Below are 20,659 nucleotides of genomic sequence, written 5' to 3'. Positions count from 1 at the left end.
AAAGCGTATGAGAAGATTTTACTCCACATTGATGTTCTGCCTGGTAACTATCATATCGATGGCGCAGGGCTGGCCCGAAAACTACAAAGGCGTTATGCTGCAAGGTTTCTCTTGGGACTCGTTTGTTGACACACAGTGGACAAACCTGGAGAGTCAGGCCGACGAGCTGTCGGGCTATTTCGACCTGATATGGGTGCCACAGAGTGGTAACTGCAACTCAACGTACAATCAGATGGGTTATACCCCAGTGTACTACTTCGACCAGAACAGCTCGTTTGGTACCGAAGCTCAGTTGCGCAGTATGATCAAGGCGTTTAAGGACAGAAACGTGGGCATTATTGCCGATGTGGTGGTAAACCATCGCAATAATCTAGGCGTGAACGGATCGTGGGTAGACTATCCCGCTGAGACCTACAATGGCGTGACCTACCAGATGCTGTCTACCGACATCTGTGGAAACGATGATGATAATATATATGATAAAAACGGAAATAAACAGAAGTCAACAGCAGAATGGGCTGCTGAAAATGGATATACGCTAGGAAATAACGAGAATCATAATACGTGCGAAGACTGGGGCGGATGTCGAGATCTGGATCACAGCAGCGAGAATGTACAGAACATCATTAAGGTGTATCTTAAGTATCTGCTCAACGACCTGGGTTATGCAGGCTTCCGCTACGATATGACCAAGGGCTTTAAGCGCAGTTATCTGGCTGATTATAACTACGATGCGAACCCAACATTCTCGGTAGGTGAATACTGGGATGGCAACAAGTCGACGCTTAAGAGCGTGATTAACCAGCAGAAGAAAAACGATGTGGTGCAGAGTGCTACATTCGACTTCGCCTTCCGCTACTCGGCACGCGACGCTTGTAACGGCAACAACTGGAGCAAGCTGGCTAATGGTGGACTGGCCACCGAGACGGGCTATTCGCGCTATGCAGTAACCTTTGTAGAGAACCACGACATGCAGGATCGCGGTAATGTTACCGGTTACACCAAAGACCCTATTACAAAGAATGTTGAGGCAGCCAATGCGTGGTTGATGGCTATGCCTGGCACACCCTGCGTATTCCTGCTGCACTGGAAGAGTTATAAGAACGAGATTAAGCAGATGATTAAAGCTCGTAAGGCTGCTGGCATCAGCAATCAGAGCAGTTGGGAGCAGAAGGCTAGCACAAGCACATTCTACAAGCTAGAAACCACCGGTAGCAACGGTAAACTCTATGCGATACTGGGAAGTGGAACACTAGAGGACGATAATTATGTGAAGATACTGAGCGGCACAAAGTATGCTTACTATCTGAGTAAGAGCACCGAGACGCCATGGGTAAGCCTGGCAGAAGGCACTTATACCGAGGCTCAGGAAAACACGCTCACAGCTGTATCGGCAAATGCCAATGCACAGCTGGTGTATACTCTCGATGGCAGTGATCCAACGGCTAGCAGCACCAAGGTTAACAGCGCTACCGCCATCACCATCAGCGAGAGCTGCACCCTGAAGGTGGGCTTGCTTATCGATGGCGTGGTTAAGAACATCATCAGTCGTCAGTATGTCATCAAGCCGTTTGTGGCTCACAAGGCTGCCATATATCTGAAGGATCCCAATTGGAGCACACCAGTATATTTCTACTCATGGGCTAACGATGGTAGTAACACCCAGCTGTTGGGTAATTGGCCCGGCACAGTCATTACTGCCACCAAGGAGATTGACGGACAGATGTGGTATTATCATGAGTTCGATGTAAATACCCAGGACTATTCGTTCAACATCATCTTCAATCAGGGTAATGGTAAACCCCAGACGGTAGATATCGGTCCGTTGAGCGAGGATACCTTCTACGAAATAGGCGATATGGTGAACGGTAAGTTCTCGGTTAACAAAATCAATAAGACTCATACTGGTATCAGCCCTGTTAAGATGATGCCGCAGGCGGATGACGTGGTGAAGGTTTATACCATCGACGGGCGACTGGTGCGCACGGTGAAGAGGGGAAAAGATGCCCTCGACGGTCTGGCCAAAGGCATGTATATAGTAGACAAACAAAAGTACGTTGTTAATTAGTTGGTTAGTAAGTAGTTAGTGTTTAAGAAAAGAGCGGACGGCAAACCAACAGTGTAGTAGGAAGGTTTGCACGCGTCCGTAATGATGCTCCATCACTCGATATCGCTCCCAGAGCGATTCGCGGTGGTGGAGTGTTGTTTGTCCCTCTTCGGTATAGTTGGCTACTACCATGTGTAGGTTCAGCAGGGGCACATTCTCCTTCTGGGCTGCTTTCATCACGCGGATGCACCAGTCTACATCGGCCGAGTAGCGGTACTGCATATCGTAGGGTGTGGCGATGGCAAAGTCGGTGCGGGCGTAGAAGGCCTGATGACACACCAGCATGCCTTGGCGGAACGAGCGCCACGTGAGGTTCTCGGGCGGAGCCAGACGGCGGTGGCGCAGGAACCGGCCCTCGCCATCTACGATGTCGGTATCGCCGTAGAGCACGGCGGGACATTGAACATTTTCAACCTGCTGTGCTATCTTGCTCACGGTGTCGGGCGCGGGCAGGAAGTCGCCGGCGTTCAGGTAGCACACGTAGTCGCCATCGAGCGAGCGCAGACCCTTGTTCATGGCATCGTAGATGCCTTTGTCGGGCTCTGAGGTTACCTGTATGCGGTGGCCGTTCTCGGCCGCATTCGATCGGGCGATGTAATCGTCTACCAGCTTCAGTGTGTCGTCGGTCGATGCACCGTCGATGATCAGGTGAACAATGTTAGGATAGTCCTGGCTGAGCACGCTGTCGAGTGTGCGCTGCAGCACCTGGGCGGCGTTATAGGTGATGGTAACGTAGGTGATGCGTATCATAGGTGGTAGTGTTTAAAGGCCATAGCCTGGTGATACACGTCGAGATACTTCATGGCCACGCTCTGCTGCGAGTAGCTGTGCGCCACCTTGTGGATGGCAGCCTCGCTCAGTGCGCGGTAGTCGGCCTCGCTCAGAATCCAACTGATGCCGCGAGCCAAATCGGCTGCATCGCGATATTCGGCCACATAGCCGTTCTTCTTGTGGTCTATCTCCTCGGGTATGCCGCCCACTCTGAATCCCACGCAAGGCACACCGCAGGCCATCGATTCCATAATGGTGTTGGGTAGGTTCTCGGATAGCGACGGCAGCACAAACACGTCGACAGCATTATACACATCTACGATGCGGTGCTCATCGTTGACGTAGCCTAGAGGATAAGCCTCGAGTGGCAACTGTGCCACCACCTCCTCGGCATGACCGCCCAAGATGACTACGCCCGGCTTCTCGCTATCGGCCTTGGCCAGCTGCTGGCAGGCCTCTATCAGATAGCTCATGCCCTTGTTCTCGTTGGTTACGCGTTGCGAGGCAAAGAGTATCAGTTTCTTGTCGGCAGGCAGTCCCAGTCGCTGGCGCGCTTCCTGCTTGTTACCTTTCTTATATACGTGCGTGTCGATGCAGTTGGGCACGCTGGTTATCTTCTGTCCGCTGAGCAGGGCGCTCTTCTTAGCCTCCAGCTCCAGCCATCGGCTGCAGGCCACGTAGTAGATGTTCTCATCGCGCACCATAGCCAGCTTCTTCTGCCAGGTCTGGTAGGCCAGATCGTGGCTCGAGCCGTTGCCCGGCAGCAGTCGGCAGTTGCTGCAGCCGTTGGTAAACCGGCGGCAGTTCAGCGTAACGTGGCAGATGCCTGTGGCGGGCCAGATGTCGTGCATGGTCCATACCACGGGCTTGCCGCTGCGCAGTATCTTGCGGATATTGCTGAGCGACAGCATGCCTTGGTTGATCCAATGCAGGTGTATGATGTCGGCCTCTTCGAACTCACGCAGCTTGGTGATGTCGGTGCCGGCATTGGCTATGTCTATCTCAAACAGGTGGCGCTTGCTGAAGTGCAGATGGCAGAACACCACCAGGCGCTCCCACAGAAAGTGCCAGCGGTTCAGGGGCGACTTGGGCAGTTCGGCCACAGTCAGCGTGTCGGTCTCCTTTTCGCGTACCAGCATCTTAGCCTTGACGCCGTTATTGATCAGAGCTTTCATCAGACGGTTGGCTGCAACGGCCGCACCGCCTGTTCGCTCGCTTGTATTTACTATGAGTATCTTCATCGTTTATTATTGATGCTGCAAAGGTACGAATAAGTGAGAAGAAAACCAAATATTCTTTGAGTTTTCTCGAACGGGAGTACTTTAGGGCGTAGCCCAAAGGTACAACAAGTTTTGTTAAAACCAAGTAAAAATACGTAAATATTTGTTGTGTGCGTCCACAACTGTTTGATATAAGTCAATAATAATGTTAAAATATACACTTATTCTGCGAAAATATTTGGAGGATTCAGAAAATCGTCGTACCTTTGCATCGTCAAAAGGTTAATAGATTAGATTGTTTTAGGTTAGTAGTAATATTTATAGTTTTAGGTTTTTAGTTATTGGTAAAAGAAAGTTTTCAACAGTGGGATAACTGGAGGTCGCTGTGAAGCTCCCTTTTAAACTTTCAAATTTTTGGTCCTGTTGGGCTGAAAATTTCTTTTTTAATGAAAAGGATTTTTAGTTAAACATAGGCTTTTGTAATGCCACAGCTCGTGAGGGTTGTGGCATTGCTCTTTTATGTCCTATGCTTTTTCAATCAGCACCACAGCATAAGCCGAGATACCTTCCTCGCGACCGGTGAAGCCGAGTTTCTCGGTAGTAGTGGCTTTGATAGAGATATCATCCTCGTCGCAGCCGATGACCTTTGCCATACAAGCCTTCATTTCGGGAATGTGTGGATTCATCTTGGGGCGCTCGGCACAGATGGTGGCATCGATGTTTACCAGCTTGTAGCCTTTGGCGGCTATCAGCTCGATGGTCTTTTTCAGTATCACCTTGCTGTCCATACCGTCGGTAAACTCGGCTGTATCAGGAAAGTGGTAGCCTATATCGCGCATATTGGCAGCTCCCAGCAGTGCATCGCAGATGGCGTGCAATAGCACGTCGGCATCGCTGTGGCCCAGCAGTCCCTTACTATGTTCAATTTTAATGCCGCCCATCCACAGGTCGCGGCCCTCTACTAACTGATGGACATCATAGCCCATTCCAACTCTAATCTTCATATTTTTACCTTTTAACTTTTTTAGCTTTTAATTGAGCACGAAGAAACTACCTCTTAAACAGGTCCTTAATGCCGTCCATGTCGAATGTGAGCGAGAATCGCAGTGTCTGGTCGAGCGGGTTGCTGCGGGCTGTTGAGATAACGTAACCCACATCGAGCGAAAAGACGTTCATCCTGAAGCCGCCACCCACGGTAAAGTACTTCAGGTTGCCCTTCGACTCGTCCTGATGGTGATAGCCGGCGCGCAACGAGAACTGGTCGTGGTACACGTACTCGGCTCCCACGCTCCACTGTATCTCCTTTAGCTCCTCGCTGAATCCGCCAGGTGCATCGGTAAAACTCTTAAAGATACCGCTGATGGCGCTGATATCGCTATATTCCTGGCGAACGCGATCCTGATATTCGCTATTCGACTCGCCCTCATTCTGTCGGGGCACGGTGGGCACCAGCAGCTTGTTGGCGTCGGCCGAGATAGAAAAGCGGTTGTACTCGTCGATAGGCACCATCAGCGATGCACCCAGTCGCATGTTGGCAGGCAGGAACTGGCTCTCGTCGTCGCCGTAGAATGAAATCTTGCTACCGATGTTCGACAGGTTCAGACCGATGCCCAACTGGCACTCACGACTGCCCAGCATCACGTAATTATTATAATACATAGCCAGGTCGGCGGCAAAGGCCGAGGCTGGTTTCGAGTCTTCTTTGTAGTCGTAGCGCAGGTCGCTGTAAATCCAGCGCAGTCCCGCTGCCAACGAGAGTTTCTCGCTCAGCATCATCGAGTAGGCCACGTCTATCGACATCTCGTAGGGTTTCACTGTCATGCCTTCATCGGCAATCACCTCGCCCAGCGAGAAGTAGCGCAGCGAACCCGAGATGGCCGAATAGTCGCCAATACGGTAGTAACCGGCCAGGTAGGCCAGGTCGATATCGTTCACCAATTGTCGCAGCCAGGGCGTGTAGTTCAAGGCTATGCCGGCACGACTGATGCAGAACGGGTATTTGGCTGGGTTCCAGTACTGCGAGTTCACATCGGGATCGGTGGCCACACCTACATCGCCCATACCGGCTCCACGGGCATCGGGAGCTATGGTCTGCGATATCACTGCATGCTCTACGGGGTTGAACATGATGGTCTTTTCGTCTTGGGCAGAGATAGTGCATAGTGAATAGTGCATAGTGAATAGTACCACCATCGCCCACCTGATCGTATGTTTACTGTTTTCTGTCATCATATTCTTATAACGTTTTCGGGCTTTAATTATTGCTCTTAATCAGTAATTTAACGGTTTTGGTGTTGCCATCGTTCAGGCTGAACCGGCACAGATATAGTCCCGTGTGCAGTCTACTGCCGCCAGCCACACTTAGATTCCAGTCGACGGTTACTGTGTCGCTGGTGGGAACCACGGTCTCCGTCTGGCGCCATACCTGACGACCGCCCGTGTCGTAAACATCCAGCATCACCTTGAGCTCGCTGCCGATGCGGTTGTGGGTGATGACGAACTGGGCGTTGCCGTGTGCAGGATTGCTGCTGCACACCACGTTAAACTCGGCGATGGCTTCCTCGGTAACCTCGAACACCAGTTCGGCGGTCGACGAGTTGTTCAGGATATCCCACGCCCTGAACTGTAGCTTGTGAGTGCCCACGCTGAGCTCTGGTATACTGAATCCCAAGCTGCCCGAACGATAGTCGCCGAAGTCGAACTCAAAGTAATCGTTCAGGTTGTATGTCTTGGTTGGGTCGCCATCGATAACCAGCTCCAGATCGTGACCGATGCTGCTGCCCGATGTGTTGATGCCGCTATCGTCGTAGAGTTCTGCCCTGAAATAGGGTGTTGGGTTCACCTTGTCGCCGTTCTTAAACGATTTTGAGTTCAGGTAGCAGTAGATGGATGGGCCGATGGAGTCGGTAAGTGCCGCTTGACTGCCTATCAGCTCAAAGCTCTCGTTCTCGCCGCTGGCTGTCAGCGTCTTGTCGCTGCTCACAGCGTAGAGCGTCATCAGTCCGCTGCCGTCGGTGTAGCTGATATCCTTTGGAATGGCAAAGGTGATGCTGAATCTGCCGTCGGCCACGCTGTCGGAGCCTTGAAACAGCGTCTTGGTGCGGTCTTTATACACAAATGGCTCGTCGGTTTCCGACGTGTCGTTCTGTCGGCAGGTGATGGTTTCTTCGGCATCGCGGACCGACAGCGTAACCACACCGTTGAAATCGGTATCAACATCGTCGTTGTTCACAATATGTCCGGCTATTCTTACCACCGATCCTGCTGCCAGCTTCACGTTCTGGGCAGTCGACACGCCGTTGATGCTGTCTACCACAATCTCCTGTCTGGGTATGGTCAACTGCAGGGCAGGGTCGCCCAGCAGCGTGTATTGCAACTTGTTGGGCGTCAGGTCGGTGCTCTTGCTCACCAGTTCGCATTTGGCCAGTCGTACAGCCTCACCTATCGCTATGCCGGGTGTGAGCACGTAGCGGGTAAAGGCCAGATTCATCACCTCGTTGTAGGTGGCGTAGACGGTGCGTGTGGTGCCGAAGAAGGCAATGCCGCCGCCTTTGCGGTTCAGCATCACCGTTTCGCCGATGTTGTCTTCCTGTCCGTCAAACGGCATGATGTCGCACGAGGCGGTCATCCACAGTGGCAGATAGTTGGTCTGCGATGTCTCGAAGTCGGCTGTTTTCATCACCAGCTCATGACTCATGGCGTAGGCAGCACCGTGGCCGCAGTAGTTCATCATCAGGGCGCCGCTCTGCATCTGCTGCTTGATGAGGCGTGTCACGTCGGGATAGCTGTAGCCTGTCGACGATGATGTGCGCTGGTAGGCATCCCAGTATATCTTCTTCACGTTGTAGTTGGGATAGTCCTGTTCTATCAGGGTGGCTACCTTGTTGGCAGTCTTCATGTGCGAGTTCTGGTTGCCGTCGTCGCCCATCATGCATATCTCGTTCTGCCAGCTGCCGGCATACTCGTTGTTCGCGTAGCTGATAATCTTGTTGACCAGCGCCTCGGCATCGTCGGCAGTCCGTATTGGCAGTCGGCCCACGGCTACATCGGGCTGTCCCTTGTAGCTGTTGCCTTCCTGTATCATCTCTCCGTCGTCGAGCAGACAATAGAAGTCGTCACTCACGTAGCAGTTTACCTGGCTGAACGAGTTCTCGCTCTCGTAGCACAGCAGGTAGTCGTCGGGGCTGTAGCCGCTCCAGTCGCTGGTGTTCATACGGTTGTCCCATCCGCCGTCGCCAAACAGCAGCAGGTAGCGCGGCTTCTCGCTGTCGGTGCTGGCGCGGTCGTACAGCATCTTCATGTAGCGGCGGTAGGCTGTGGCGTCGGGCGTTCCGCTGCTATACTCGTTGAACAGCTCGTCGGCAGGTACTATCCTTACTGATAGCCCGTCGTGCTGCTCGTGGTGTGCCTTCAGTCGCTCGGCCTGTGCCAGCGTTTGTTGCGATGTGGGGATGATGATCACCATGTCGACGGCTGTGTCGGCGTGGTGGTCTTGGTTGGTTATCTGATACACGTATTCGGGCTCGGGTAGCGTGCCGAAATCTAGCGGTGTGGGCGTGTCGTGTTGTAGGTCGATGTAGTCCAGACGCATGTTGCCGCCTGCTGTCTGGGTGATGCGGATGCAGTTTTCAGTTTTCAGTTTTCCTGTGAGCTGGTATTGGTATAGCTCTTCGTCGGCCTTGGTATAGGCATCGAGCGACACCTTCTTGCTGATGGTGGCCACAATAGAGTCGTTCACTTCGATGGTGGCCTCGTAGTCGGCATCGGCCGTCAGGGCTATGCCTATGGTACCATTGGTGCCGCTGGCTTTCAGTGTGTACACCTGTGGCGTGCCGATGGTGAACAGCGTTTTGTCGAACAGGTTTCGCCCGCCGTGGAACCACGAGTAGTTATCCACCTCGTACAGGTGGTGATAGTCGTTGTTGGCAGGATAGTTCCCGCCTACAATGGTGGCGCTGTCGGTAGTCAACGGCTCGCCGTCAGCCTCCGTCAGGAAGTAGTAGCCGTAGTCAGAATAAGGGTTGCGTGTGCGTTCCATCGATGTCTGGTCGCTCCATGTTACTGGGCCTTGTGCATAAAATATTCGCTTGCCGCCGATGGTGCATGTGGGAACCTCCTTCAGGTCGTCGGTAGCTGTAAGATAATCGCCTGTAAGCTTCTCGGGTTGCAGTGCGCCGCCGTAGCCGTAAATCTTAACCTTGCTCGGATTACTGAATCCGGCCTTCTTTATAAGTGCGTCTGATAGCTGATAGAATCCGCTCTCTGGCACACGTATCTTAGCCCAATTCCCCTCGCGGAGCACAGAGTGTTCCGCATACCGCCCCTCAGCCTTGGCCGCCAGACCAAAGGTTATCAGGAGCAGAGCCATGATTAGTCTACCAATAATCCTCACATCATTAAAACGAAAAAACTCGAGAATTATTGTATCATCATATCTCTCACCTCTATTTGCAATTAAACTCCAGCACTTTGCGCTCTTCGAGCCAGCCCTCCAGGTGGTCGTCAATCTTTACCGGTCCTACGCCGACAGGGGTGCCGGTGTATAGTATGTCGCCGGTTTTCAGCGTAAAGAACTTAGAAATGTAGGCTATGATTTCGTCGATTTTGTATAGCATGTCGCTGGTGCACCCCTCCTGTACGGTCTGTCCGTTGATGTCCAGGTGGAAGTGCAGAGCCTGCAGGTCGATGAATTTCTCCTTGGGCACCCACTCGCCGATGGCTGCCGAGCCGTCGAAACCCTTGCAGATGGTCCAGGGCTGACCGGCCTCGCTGGCCTTTCGCTGCAGGTCGCGGGCGGTAAAGTCGATACCCACGGTCACGGCATCGTAGTAGCGGTGAGCAAATCGCTCGCTGATATTCTTTCCCAGTCGGCAGATGCGCACCACCACCTCGGTCTCGTAGTCGATACGGCCCAGATGGTCGGGGATAAAGAACGGTTTACCCTGATTCAGAATGGCCGAATCAGCTTTGGTAAATATTACTGGCTCGTCGGGACGTTTCACTGTTCCGTGCAGCTCCTGGTTGTGTGCGGCATAGTTCATGCCAATAGCAAATATCTTCATACGGCTGCAAAGTTACAACTTTTTGTCGAGTACACAAAAAGAACCGTCCCTTTTGTGTACTTTTGTGTAAAAAAGGGACGGTTGGTTAGTTAGTCAAATTCGGTAAAAAAGGTTTTATCTGCTCAACAGGTTCATCTGTACCTGTGGCTTCATCACGTTGTTAACCTTGGTCTGCTGAGTCTTGGCATTAGCCTTGAGTGTGGCCTTGATGTCCTGTGCTGAGGCTCCTACCAGGAACTGGTACTCGCCAGCGGCTACAACCCAGGCTGAAGCGGCTTCGTCGAACGATGCCAGGTCGGCAGCCTTCACAGTCATAGTCACGGTCTCAGTCTCATCAGGAGCCAGCAGCTTGGTCTTGGCGTAGGCCTTCAGCTCCTTGGCGGGCTTGTTGGCAGCCTTGTTGTCGGGAGCCGAGATGTAGAGCTCTACAACCTCCTTGCCTTCCTGCTTACCAGTATTCTTAATGGTAACGCTGATCTCGTAAGCATCGCCCTTCTCAGCAATCTTGGCATCGCTATACTCGAATGTGGTGTAGCTCAGACCATAGCCGAATGGATAGCTGACGGGCACATCGAACGAGTCGAAGTAGCGGTAACCTACGTAGATATCCTCCTCGTAGTCGGTATAGTCTACGTTCTTTACGTTACCCTTCTGACCCTGGTTGGTCATGTCTATCTTTGGATCCTGGTCGATGGGGAAGTTCTTTGATGAGTAGGCATCGGTGAACTTCACGGGCCATGTCATGGTGAACTTGCCGCTTGGCGACTGCTTGCCGCTGAGTACGTCGACAACGCTGTTACCGCCTTCCTGACCTGCCTGCCAAGCACAGAGGATGGCATCGGGCAGATCTTTCCAAGAGGCAGTCTCGATGACACCGCCGATGTTGAGCAGTACTACTACCTGCTTGCCTGCCTTGTGATATACATCGCAAACCTGCTGCAGCAGCTGGCGCTCTGAATCGCTTAGGTTGAAGTCGGCAGCCTTACGGTCCATGAACTCACCCGAGATGCGGCCGAGGGTAATCACAGCCACATCGGCTGTCTCAGCCTGCTTGGTCAGCTCGTCGGCACTGAACTGCTTCTCGGCAGGCAGTGGGCGTGGCATGAAGCGCAGCAGCATGGCGTTCTTGGGATCCTTCTTGGCGGCAGCCTCAATCTCGGCCTCGATGGCCTTCTTGCAGTCGGCTGCGTAGGTGGTATAAGCGTTCTTCAGTTCGTCCGACACGGTGTAGCCACCATTCTTCAGTCCGTCGAGCAGAGAAACAACGTAAGCGTGGTTTACATTACCAGAACCAGTACCGCCAGCAATGAAATCGTAAGAGGTGTTGCCATAAAGTGCCACATTCTTGATGTTCTTGGCAAATGGCAGTGCCTGGTTGTTCTTCATCAGCACCATACCCTCGGCAGCACTCTGGCGGGTAACGGCAGCGTGAGCCTTGAGGTCGGGCTTGTTAGAGTACTTGTAACCCTGATAGCGTGGGCTCTTCTCAACAAGGTTCAGTATGCGCTGAACGCTACGGTCGAGGTCGGCCTCAGCCAACTTGCCGCTCTTAACGCCTGCAACGATGCTGTCGAATTGCTCGGCCTTACCAGGCTGCAGCATGTCGTTACCGGCCCACATCTGCTTGGCGCCATCCTTACCGCCAAACCAGTCGGTCATCACGGTTCCCTGATAGCCCCACTCATCGCGCAGGATGGTGGTAACAAGGTCTTTACTCTCTGATGTGTAAACACCGTTAATGTAGTTATACGATGTCATCACGGTCCAAGGTGCGCTTTCCTTGATGGCAATCTCGAAACCTTTCAGGTAGATTTCGCGCAGCGCACGCTGAGAGATGTGTGCATCGTTGTTCATGCGGTTGGTCTCCTGGTTGTTAGCAGCAAAGTGCTTGATGCTGGTACCAACGTCGTTCTTCTGAACGCCGGTGATGTAGGCAGCAGCACTCTTTCCTGCCACAACAGGATCCTCAGAGTAGTACTCGAAGTTACGTCCGCACAAGGGGTTACGCATAATATTGAGTGCAGGAGCCAGCAGCACGTCGGCACCATACTCCTTTACCTCCTCACCAATAGCCTGACCCACCTGCTCAATGAGTTGGGTGTTCCAGGTTGAGGCCAGCAAGGTTCCTATGGGGAAGTGGGTGCAGTAGTAGGTAGCTGAGTCGCCCTGACGCTTAGCGTCGATACGTAGTCCGGCAGGACCGTCGGCCAGCACTACGGCAGGTATTCCCAGTGTGTCGAGGGGGTAGGTGGTACCAGCGGCACCAGGCACCAGACTGCGGGTAGCACCGATAACGGCATCATTGCCCGAGAAGCCTGCCATGCCGGTTCCAATCACGAAGTGAGCCTTGTCTTCGAGTGTGAGCTTCGACATCACTTCTTCCTGGTTGATGGTGTTCTTGGGGCCTTGTTTGTCGGCTGTAGCGCAGCCAACAACGAGTGCGGCTGAGGCTAATAAAATAAAAGATTTCTTCATTGTTTTATAGAAGTTAAAGGGAAGTTAAAAAGAAGTTATTGGGAAGTTAAAGGGACATTACCTTTACTGGTGGGGGATAGCAGACTATTGTCCTTTTAACTACCTTTTAACTTCCCTTTAACTTCCTTTCCATTCCTTATTTAAATAATAACGGAGTGAACTCTGAAAGATAGATACGCCAGTTGCGCCAGATGTGACCACCATCGGTCTCCATGTAGGTGTACTTGTGCTTCTTAGAGTCGAGATAAGCGCGCAGATCGTTGTTGTTCTTGATCAGGAAGTCGGTCTTGCCGATACCAATCCAGAACAGCTTGGGGTTCTTACTGAACAGCTTGTCGATCTTAGCATTGCGGTCGGCATAGATGTTGGGGAATCCACCGTTAGGCTGTTGCTGGTCGACAGCTGCTGAGAACAGACCTACGTAACCGAACATGTCAGGATTGTTGATGCTGATAAAGAGGCTGTGGAAACCACCCATCGACAGACCTGCGATAGCGCGGTGAGCCTTGTCTTTCTTCACGCGATAGGTCTTCTCGATAAACTTCACCACATCGGGGAAGGCTGTCTCGAAGCTACCCTCCATGGTCTTTGGCAGCATCATGGTTGGCACCTTGAAGCCCTCGCTGGTTTCGCCTGGGCAAGCCTCCTGCGAAATGTTGCCGTTGGTCATCACCAGGATCATAGGCTCGGCCTTACCCTGAGCTATCAGGTTGTCCATAATCTGTGTAGCACGACCCAGTTCGCTCCAAGCGTTCTCGTCGCCACCGATACCGTGCAGCAGGTAGAATACGGGATAATCCTTACCACTGGTCTCGTAGCCAGCAGGTGTGTAGACGGTGAGTCGACGGGTAAGTCCGGCTGTAGGACTCTCGTACCACACCTTGCTCACGGTGCCGTGAGCCACCTTGTTTACCTTGTACAGATCGGTGCGCTGGTCGCCACCAATCAGCAGTACACTGAATAGATTGTTGATGTCGCGGATGTTGTAAACGTTCAGTGGGTCGATGATCTTCACACCGTCTACAATCATATTATAGGTATAAAGCTCGGGCTTCAGTGGCTCTGTGGTAAAGCTCCACACACCCTTATCGTTCTTAACCAAATCAACGATGCCTGGAGTGTCGTAGGTGTTACCTGCAAACTCTACCTTCTTGGTAGGCAGCATGTCGCCGGTTATCTGCACCTTCTTTGCGTCGGGGGCAATCAGGTTGAATGTTACACTGTTGTCGGCATGAATGTCGGGTGAGGCCACCTGTGGGCCCTGTCCCCAGCTCAGGTTCTGCTGAGCGTGGGCTGCCATACCCATCAGGCAGAGGGCAGCCACCACTACTAGTTTCTTCATTATTATTATTTTTTTAGTAACGGACTACAGGACATAAGGATTTTTTCCCTATAAATCCTGTTGTCCGCTGCAAATATACAACATTTATTTAAAATATTTACCAAGTTTAGTCAAAAATTTGGGATAGCACTCCTTCCAGAACTTCCAGTCGTGAACACCTGGGCGCTCGATGTACTCATAGTTAGCCAGACCGAGAGGCTGGATAGTGCCTGCCAACCAAGGATTCATAGAATAAACAACTGCGTCCTCTGTGCCTACCTCTTGAGTAAGGTCGGGCAGTTCTGCTATATTGGCAGCAGGATAGAGCTCGAACAGGTTTGGCATGCCGTCGATATAAACGGCTGGGCTCATAGCGTAAGCGCAGCAGAACATCTCAGGATGCTTAACAGCATAGTAGAGAGTTCCGAAACCACCCATCGACAAACCGCCGACAGCGCGCTTTGACTTGTCCTTACCTACGTTGAACATACCCTCGATAGCAGGAACAAGCTCCTCGAAGAAATAATTCTCGTACTCGTTGCAGTAGAATGTAAGCTGAGCATCGGGAGTTACAACTGCTACCTTGCCAAGTTCGCCATTCTCGATGGCAGTACTTGTGAGTGCAGCCATGTTACCTTTGTCGAGCCAAGAGTTCTGATCGTCACCAGCGCCATGTAGCAGGTAGATGACTGGCATAGTGGTCTGACCGTCCCATCCCTCTGGCAGGTAGATAGAATACTTCATCTGAGTGCCAAGAATCTGGCTGTCAATAACCATGTCTCTTACAATAGTACCCTTAACATCAACGAATGATACGAACATAATGTTGAATGAACCGCTACCGGTAGCACCAGTGATGTCGGTTGTACCAACACCTGTGCCCTTGAACGAGTAGAGTGTGCTGCCGTCGATACCTGTAGCTGTGGTAATCTCTACAGTACCGCCACCAGTGAGGTACTGAGTAGCTCCTGCTGCATCTACAAAGCTTGAACCTCCAGCCATACCGTAGTCAGGCAGTGAGTAACCAGCGCTTATCTGCATTGCATCGTGAGCGTCGCTAACGATAGAGTAATTACCAGTGAGCTGGTCGGCCTTCTTGTCGTTGCCGTTGATAACATCGAAGTAAGCTACCTGTGCGCCGTTAGGATCACAGATGGTGATAGAGTACTTGGTTACGTCTGGGTAAGATGTTGTCTGCCATGTTGTCCAGTCCATTATCTCAACAGTGCTGGTCTGGATGCTCATGGTATAGCCGCTTGGCTCTGGATCGTCCTCGCCTACGATGAAGGTCAGTTCGCCCTTGTAGTATGGCTTATACTGCTTACCGTCGGCGGTCTTAACCAGGCCGCTGATGAAGTAGGTTCCGTCAACAAAGCTGACGTCTATGTTACCCTCGTTGATAGCAGCGCCATTGATTGTTCCAGAGTATGTGCCGTCAGCACTTACTTCAGAAACAGCCAGGAATGTGCCTTCGCCAAGAATCCACTCCTTGCTACCGAAGCGGAGCGAAAGGTTATTGCCTGTTGCGTCGGCCAACTGGACGTTGAGGGCCTTGATGCCTTTGCCGATTTTCTCTGTGGGCAGAACATTGCCCGAGTTGAAGTTGCAGAAGGTAATATCGCTGAATTCACCCTTCAGACCTTCGATTGAGTCGCTGTCGCAGGCAGTGAAGCCGATAATCGCCAGCAACATTATGATATATCTAAACTTTTTCATAATTACTTCATTATTACATTTTTACATTCTTACATTTTTGCTTTGTAGAATTACCATTCTGCATTCTGAGTCATGTTAGGATTGAGTTCAATCTCCTTCAGAGGGATAGGTAGAAGCTTGTGCTTGCTCTTGAAACCGTAGTTCTGGTTTTTGTAAGGCCACTGTGTACCCTCGGTGCCGAAGGCGGGCACTTCCTTACCCTGCTGACCAAGTGCTGTCTCTGCATCGCCCCAGCGAACCAGATCCTGGAAGCGTACGCTCTCATTGCAGAGCTCCAGACGCTTCTCGGTTTTGATATCATCCAGTGAAACGCTTGTCAGAGGAGTCTCCTTGGCGCGAGTACGGATCTGATTGATATAATCGAGTGCCTTGCTGGTGTTGCCAGCCTGCAGATGAGCCTCGGCAGCCAACAGCAGAACCTCAGCATAGCGCATAATCTTCAGGTTGGTGAACTGAACACCCTGGAAGAACGACTGGTCAACAACGCAGTCTTCCTTCAACGACTGGTTTTTCCACATAAAGTATCCCTCGCAACCATATACCAAGGCACCTGTCTGGATAGTAACACCAAAGGCCTTCAGCTGGTCGTAGGTCATCATGGTCTTGTTGAGACGGTAGCCGTTGGCACCTTCCCAAGCCACGAAAGCATCGTAGAGCGACTTGCGTGGGTTCATGAATCCGTAGGTACCCTGAGCAATCACAGCAGCAGCCTGACCACTGTAGTTCACCTTGTCGGTACGCCAGCCCTGCATCAGCAAGTACATATCAAACTGGTTCCACATCTGCTCTGAATCATTACGCTTCTGCAGTTCGAATACCGACTCGCAGTTGTTATTGGCTGCAGCATGGAACTGAGCATCGTACTCGCCCTGATAGAGGGCATATTTACCAGAGTTGATCACATTGTCGAGCATGGCAGCAGCCTCACTGTTCTTACCTTCAAAGAGATAAGCCTTGCCTAAGAATGCCTGAGCAGTCTCTTTGGTGATACGGATACCACCCTCGGCATCGTTCACGTCGCTCTTTGAGGGCAGGGTACCACTGTTGATGGCATCGTTCAGATCACTCTCGATGAGTGCCCACATCTCAGCAGGGTCGCTGTTGGCTAAGCGATACTCGCCTGGCTCCAGCAGGTGATCCACAACAGGGGCTGTGCCAAAGAGTGTTACCAGCTCGAACGAAGCCCATGCACGGAACACCTTGGCCTCGTTGATGGCACGTTTCATAACAGGTGTATCGCCCTGTGTCCTGTCGATAATCAGATTAGCTTTGTAGATGACGCCATAGAGACCAGAGTAAAGTCCCTGGATCATGCCGTGGTCGGTGCCGAAGGTGTACTCGTTGAGTTTCTCCATTTCGGCATTGTCGCCGCGTGAACCGCCACCAGTCCAGACATCGTCCGACAGGCAGTTCTTGGTCATAAACCAGTTGTAGTGAAGACTGCGCATCTGCAGATAGAGTGAAGAGGTGGCCTGCATGGTGTTTTCGTCGTTGGTGTAGAAGTCTTCCATGCTTCCCAGGTTGCCGTGCTTGGCAATGTCGAGCTCGCTGTCGCAGCTGCTGAAGCTGAGCGATGAAATGGCCAACATGGCGATATATAATAGATTCTTTTTCATAATTGTATTCTTTTACTTTTTTACCTTTTTACTTTTTTACCCTTTCTTTAGAATTCGATGTTCAAACCAAGTACAACTTTCTTCGAGGTAGGATAGCCGCCCTTGTCGATACCCATACCCGAGGTAGCGTTGGTAGCAGCCTCAGGATCGAAGCCTGGATACTTTGAGAAGGTGAAGAAGTCGTCGAGTGAAGCATAGATACGGGCGTGGCTCAGGAAGACCTTATTGATCAGGCTCTTGGGCAGTGTGTATCCCAGCTGAATCTGCTTGATCTTGAAGAAGCTGCCATCGTAAACCATGGCGCTTGAGCAAGCGTACTTGTCCATATCGTTAGCACCTGCGCGAGGCACTGTACCGTTCTTGTTCTCAGCAGTCCAACGGTTATCGTAGAACACTTCTTTCAGACGGTTTGAAGCTGCGTAGTCAGGACGGTTGATACAGTTGAAAATCTGATTGCCGTATGAACCTGTTCCGAATACAGTCATGTCGATGCCCTTATAGGCAGCTGTGAGGGTGATACCATAGGTGAAGTCGGGGATGGCGTCACCAATGCAGGTCAGGTCGCCGTCAGATACTTTGCCGTCGTCATCCAGATCCTCGAACAAAGGATTTCCGGTTTCACTGTCGATACCGGCAAACTTATAGCCGCGGAAGTAGTAAACAGGATAGCCCTTCTCGAAATAGGTAATGGTGTAAGTATGGAAGTTGCTACCGCTCAAACGCGTGATAGATGGATCGATGTATGTTACCTTATTGCTCAGGGTAGAGAGGTTACCACGGATGCTGTAGTTGAAATCGCCGATGTGGTCGCGCCAGCCAAGTTCAAACTCGAAACCCTTGTTTTCTACGTTACCGGCATTCATAGGTGAAGTGCTGCCGCCGATGATGAGTGAAGGTGTGGTACCCCATACCAGCAGGTCCTTGGTCTTCTTAATGAAGTAGTCGACACCGAAGGTCATGCGACCACCCAGCAGAATGCCATCGAAACCGAAGTTCAGCTGCTCAGAGGTCTCCCACTTCAGATCGTCGTTACCCATGGTTGATGGGGCAGCGGCCTGTGTGTAGTTGATGCCTGAAGAGAAAGGATAGAGTCCGCCCAGTGCCATGTCGGTGCTGTAGCTATAGCCGCCCAATGCAGAGAGACTACCATTCTGACCCCAGCTGGCACGGAACTTCAGACTGTCGAACCAGCTCTTGAGAGGTGCAAAGAATTTCTCCTCGCTCAGAGTCCAACCTACTGATACAGCAGGGAAGTAACCCCAACGGGTTTTCTTAGAGAGCTTCGACAGGTCGGCAGCATCAGCACGCAGCGAAGCCTGCAGCAGGTAACGGCCCATGAAGTCGTAAGAGAGACGGCCGAAGTATGAGTATTTGGTGCTCTCGTTAGTCTCACCGCTTACGCCCTTGGTAGCCGATGCGTTGGCATAGTTCAGATAGTAGAACAGTGGGTCGTTCTTCTTCAGGGCATCTTCGCCATTGGCAGTCAGTGAGCCATTTACATTATTGCTTGTTGACTTCTGGAACGACATACCAACCATGGCTGTAACGGTGTGTCCGCCAAAGGTCTTCATATAGTTTGCAAAGTTCTCCCACTGATAGTAGATAGAGGTAGAAGAACCTGCGCTGAAGTCGAGGAAATCGCGGCTCTGTACTCCGTTGCCATAGAATGGCAGACTGGTACTGCTATTGTTTGAACCTGCCAAGCGATAACCGAAACGAGAAGTGATGGTGAGTCCCTTTGCAGGTGTGAAGTCACCATAGATAGAACCGTTGATATTGAATCCCTGATTCTTTGACAGACCGTTGTCACGCATAATCATTGGGTGATACTGTTCGCCGGCATAGAACTTAGAAACAGCATAGTAGTTTCCATTCTCGTCCTGAAGCAACTGTTTGCCGTTGGCCTGTGCATTTACCATCTGGTAAGGCAGGTTCTCGGCTGTGTATGTGTCGGGAGTAAGAGGATCAAGCATCAGGATGGATGTGAGCAGTGATCCGTACTCGTTGTTTGAAGATACAGAGCGTACATCGTATTTCTCAATCTGGTTGGTGGTTCCTACCTTCAACCAGTCCTTAATCTTATATTCAGAGTTAATGGTAGCTGTGAGGCGTTTGTACACATCAGCGTCGCCCTTAACAATACCATTATTATTAAGGTATGCGAGCGAGAGGTAGTAGTTGCCACGTTCGTTACCACCAGTGAATGAAAGGGCGTGCTTCTGCATGTGACCGTGATTGAAAGCAACATCGGTCCAGGCTGTATTGGTCACGCCGTCCCAGTTCTTAAGCAGATAATCCTTTGTAAAGATGTTACCCTCGTCCATGTACTGGATATACTGCTCAGAGTTCAGCATCTTTGGGATGCGAGCCAGACTCTCGTCGGTAAACATGAAATCGTAAGAGATCTTTCCCTGTCCGGGCTTACCTTTCTTAGTGGTGATAAGTACTACACCGTTACCAGCCTCGGCACCGTAGATAGCGGCAGAGGCAGCATCCTTCAGGATTTCCATTGATGCGATGGTGCTTGGGTCGATACCGCTGATATCACCCAGACGCACACCATCGACAACGAACAGTGGTTCTGAGCTTGAATTAGAGGAATAACCGCGTACGCGTATGGTTGGTGAAGAACCAGGGGCTGCACTCGACTGGATAATCTGCACACCAGAGGTTTTACCCTGCAAAGCCTGTTGTGCGTTGGCAATGGTGCGGTTCTCCATATCCTCGGGCTTTACCTGAGAGATGGCACCAGTAACAGAACTCTTCTTCTGTACACCGTAACCTACAACAACCACTTCGTCGAGTACCTTGTTGTCGGGTCTAAGTTTGATGGTCATGCCGTTTTTAGCGGCTGCTTCCTGTGTCTCGTAACCGATGTAGGTAATCTGAATAATCTTACCCGCATTGACGTTAACCGTGAAGTTACCATCAAAGTCGGTGATGGTAGCATTTTTTGGATTACTCTTTTCGGCAACGGTGGCGCCAATGACTGGCTCTCCGTTTTCGTCGATCACAGTGCCCTTAATTCCTTGGGCAAAAGATGTAAGTGACATAAACAATGCCATCAACATCAATAGAATACTGCTCTTTTTCATTGAGTTTTAATTGTTTTGAGTTAATGTTAGAATAAATATTTGGTTTCAAAATCTCGGCTGCAAAAGTATAACTAATTATTAAAATATGTTTTTTTATTCTGTTTTTCGTTTTTTCGCTTTGTTCAAATCGCTATGGTTGTTTTTCATTTTGTTTAAAAGTTGTCTTATTCGTTCATTTTTTATCTTTTTGCCTTTATACTTTTTACTTTTTTACCTTTTTACTCCTTTACTTTTTTACTTTTTTCTTATCTTTGCAGCAAATTACAACAATATTGA

The 20,659-nt window shown here is 51.0% G+C and carries 12 protein-coding genes; 1 reads left to right on the top strand and 11 read right to left on the bottom strand.

Annotated elements, in window-relative coordinates; genetic code table 11:
* Nucleotides 1-7 precede the first annotated feature (7 nt).
* The gene (locus BUB86_RS03650; protein WP_073205615.1) at nucleotides 8-2,068 is read left to right on the top strand and encodes an alpha-amylase family glycosyl hydrolase; all 2,061 of its coding nucleotides are present in this window, start codon (nucleotides 8-10) and stop codon (nucleotides 2,066-2,068) included.
* Nucleotides 2,069-2,083: 15 nt separating this feature from the next.
* On the opposite strand, the gene BUB86_RS03645 is transcribed toward BUB86_RS03650, so the two are convergent.
* From BUB86_RS03645 to BUB86_RS03595, 11 genes are all read right to left on the bottom strand, one after another.
* On the bottom strand, nucleotides 2,084-2,857 hold the full coding sequence (locus BUB86_RS03645; protein ID WP_073205612.1) for a glycosyltransferase family 2 protein: 774 nt from the start codon (nucleotides 2,855-2,857) through the stop codon (nucleotides 2,084-2,086).
* Nucleotides 2,854-4,119, bottom strand: a complete 1,266-nt coding sequence (locus BUB86_RS03640) for a glycosyltransferase family 4 protein (protein WP_073205609.1) — start codon at nucleotides 4,117-4,119, stop codon at nucleotides 2,854-2,856. The genes BUB86_RS03645 and BUB86_RS03640 overlap by 4 nt, the downstream gene beginning before the upstream one ends.
* Nucleotides 4,120-4,622: 503 nt before the next feature.
* Nucleotides 4,623-5,102, bottom strand: coding sequence for a 2-C-methyl-D-erythritol 2,4-cyclodiphosphate synthase (gene ispF / locus BUB86_RS03635; RefSeq protein WP_073205605.1), 480 nt, complete (start codon nucleotides 5,100-5,102; stop codon nucleotides 4,623-4,625).
* A gap of 46 nt (nucleotides 5,103-5,148) precedes the next feature.
* Entirely contained in the window at nucleotides 5,149-6,291 is a 1,143-nt protein-coding gene (gene porV, locus BUB86_RS03630) for a type IX secretion system outer membrane channel protein PorV (RefSeq protein WP_073205602.1), read from the bottom strand.
* Between the two features lie 61 nt (nucleotides 6,292-6,352).
* Nucleotides 6,353-9,490 carry a type IX secretion system sortase PorU gene (gene porU, locus BUB86_RS03625; RefSeq protein ID WP_073205599.1) on the bottom strand — a complete coding sequence of 1,046 codons (3,138 nt, stop codon included), beginning with the start codon at nucleotides 9,488-9,490 and terminating at the stop codon, nucleotides 6,353-6,355.
* A gap of 52 nt (nucleotides 9,491-9,542) precedes the next feature.
* Nucleotides 9,543-10,160 carry a fumarylacetoacetate hydrolase family protein gene (locus BUB86_RS03620; RefSeq protein WP_073205595.1) on the bottom strand — a complete coding sequence of 206 codons (618 nt, stop codon included), beginning with the start codon at nucleotides 10,158-10,160 and terminating at the stop codon, nucleotides 9,543-9,545.
* A 114-nt stretch (nucleotides 10,161-10,274) separates the two neighbouring features.
* Nucleotides 10,275-12,635 carry a beta-glucosidase family protein gene (locus BUB86_RS03615; RefSeq protein ID WP_073205593.1) on the bottom strand — a complete coding sequence of 787 codons (2,361 nt, stop codon included), beginning with the start codon at nucleotides 12,633-12,635 and terminating at the stop codon, nucleotides 10,275-10,277.
* Nucleotides 12,636-12,771: 136 nt separating this feature from the next.
* Complete coding sequence (locus BUB86_RS03610) at nucleotides 12,772-13,977, bottom strand: esterase (protein ID WP_073205590.1); 1,206 nt, start codon at nucleotides 13,975-13,977, stop codon at nucleotides 12,772-12,774.
* Nucleotides 13,978-14,061: 84 nt separating this feature from the next.
* Complete coding sequence (locus tag BUB86_RS03605) at nucleotides 14,062-15,672, bottom strand: alpha/beta hydrolase (RefSeq protein ID WP_081373074.1); 1,611 nt, start codon at nucleotides 15,670-15,672, stop codon at nucleotides 14,062-14,064.
* A gap of 50 nt (nucleotides 15,673-15,722) precedes the next feature.
* A complete protein-coding gene (locus tag BUB86_RS03600) occupies nucleotides 15,723-17,288 on the bottom strand; it encodes a RagB/SusD family nutrient uptake outer membrane protein (protein WP_073205584.1) in 1,566 nt (521 codons plus the stop codon).
* 47 nt (nucleotides 17,289-17,335) lie between these two features.
* Nucleotides 17,336-20,383, bottom strand: a complete 3,048-nt coding sequence (locus tag BUB86_RS03595; RefSeq protein ID WP_073205581.1) for a SusC/RagA family TonB-linked outer membrane protein — start codon at nucleotides 20,381-20,383, stop codon at nucleotides 17,336-17,338.
* Nucleotides 20,384-20,659 lie beyond the last annotated feature (276 nt).

This window comes from Xylanibacter ruminicola, assembly GCF_900142525.1.
In the GTDB taxonomy this organism is placed as follows: Bacteria; Bacteroidota; Bacteroidia; order Bacteroidales; family Bacteroidaceae; genus Prevotella; species Prevotella ruminicola_A.
The sequence above is the reverse complement of the archived record's forward strand: the minus strand, read 5'-3'. Positions and strand labels throughout refer to the sequence as shown.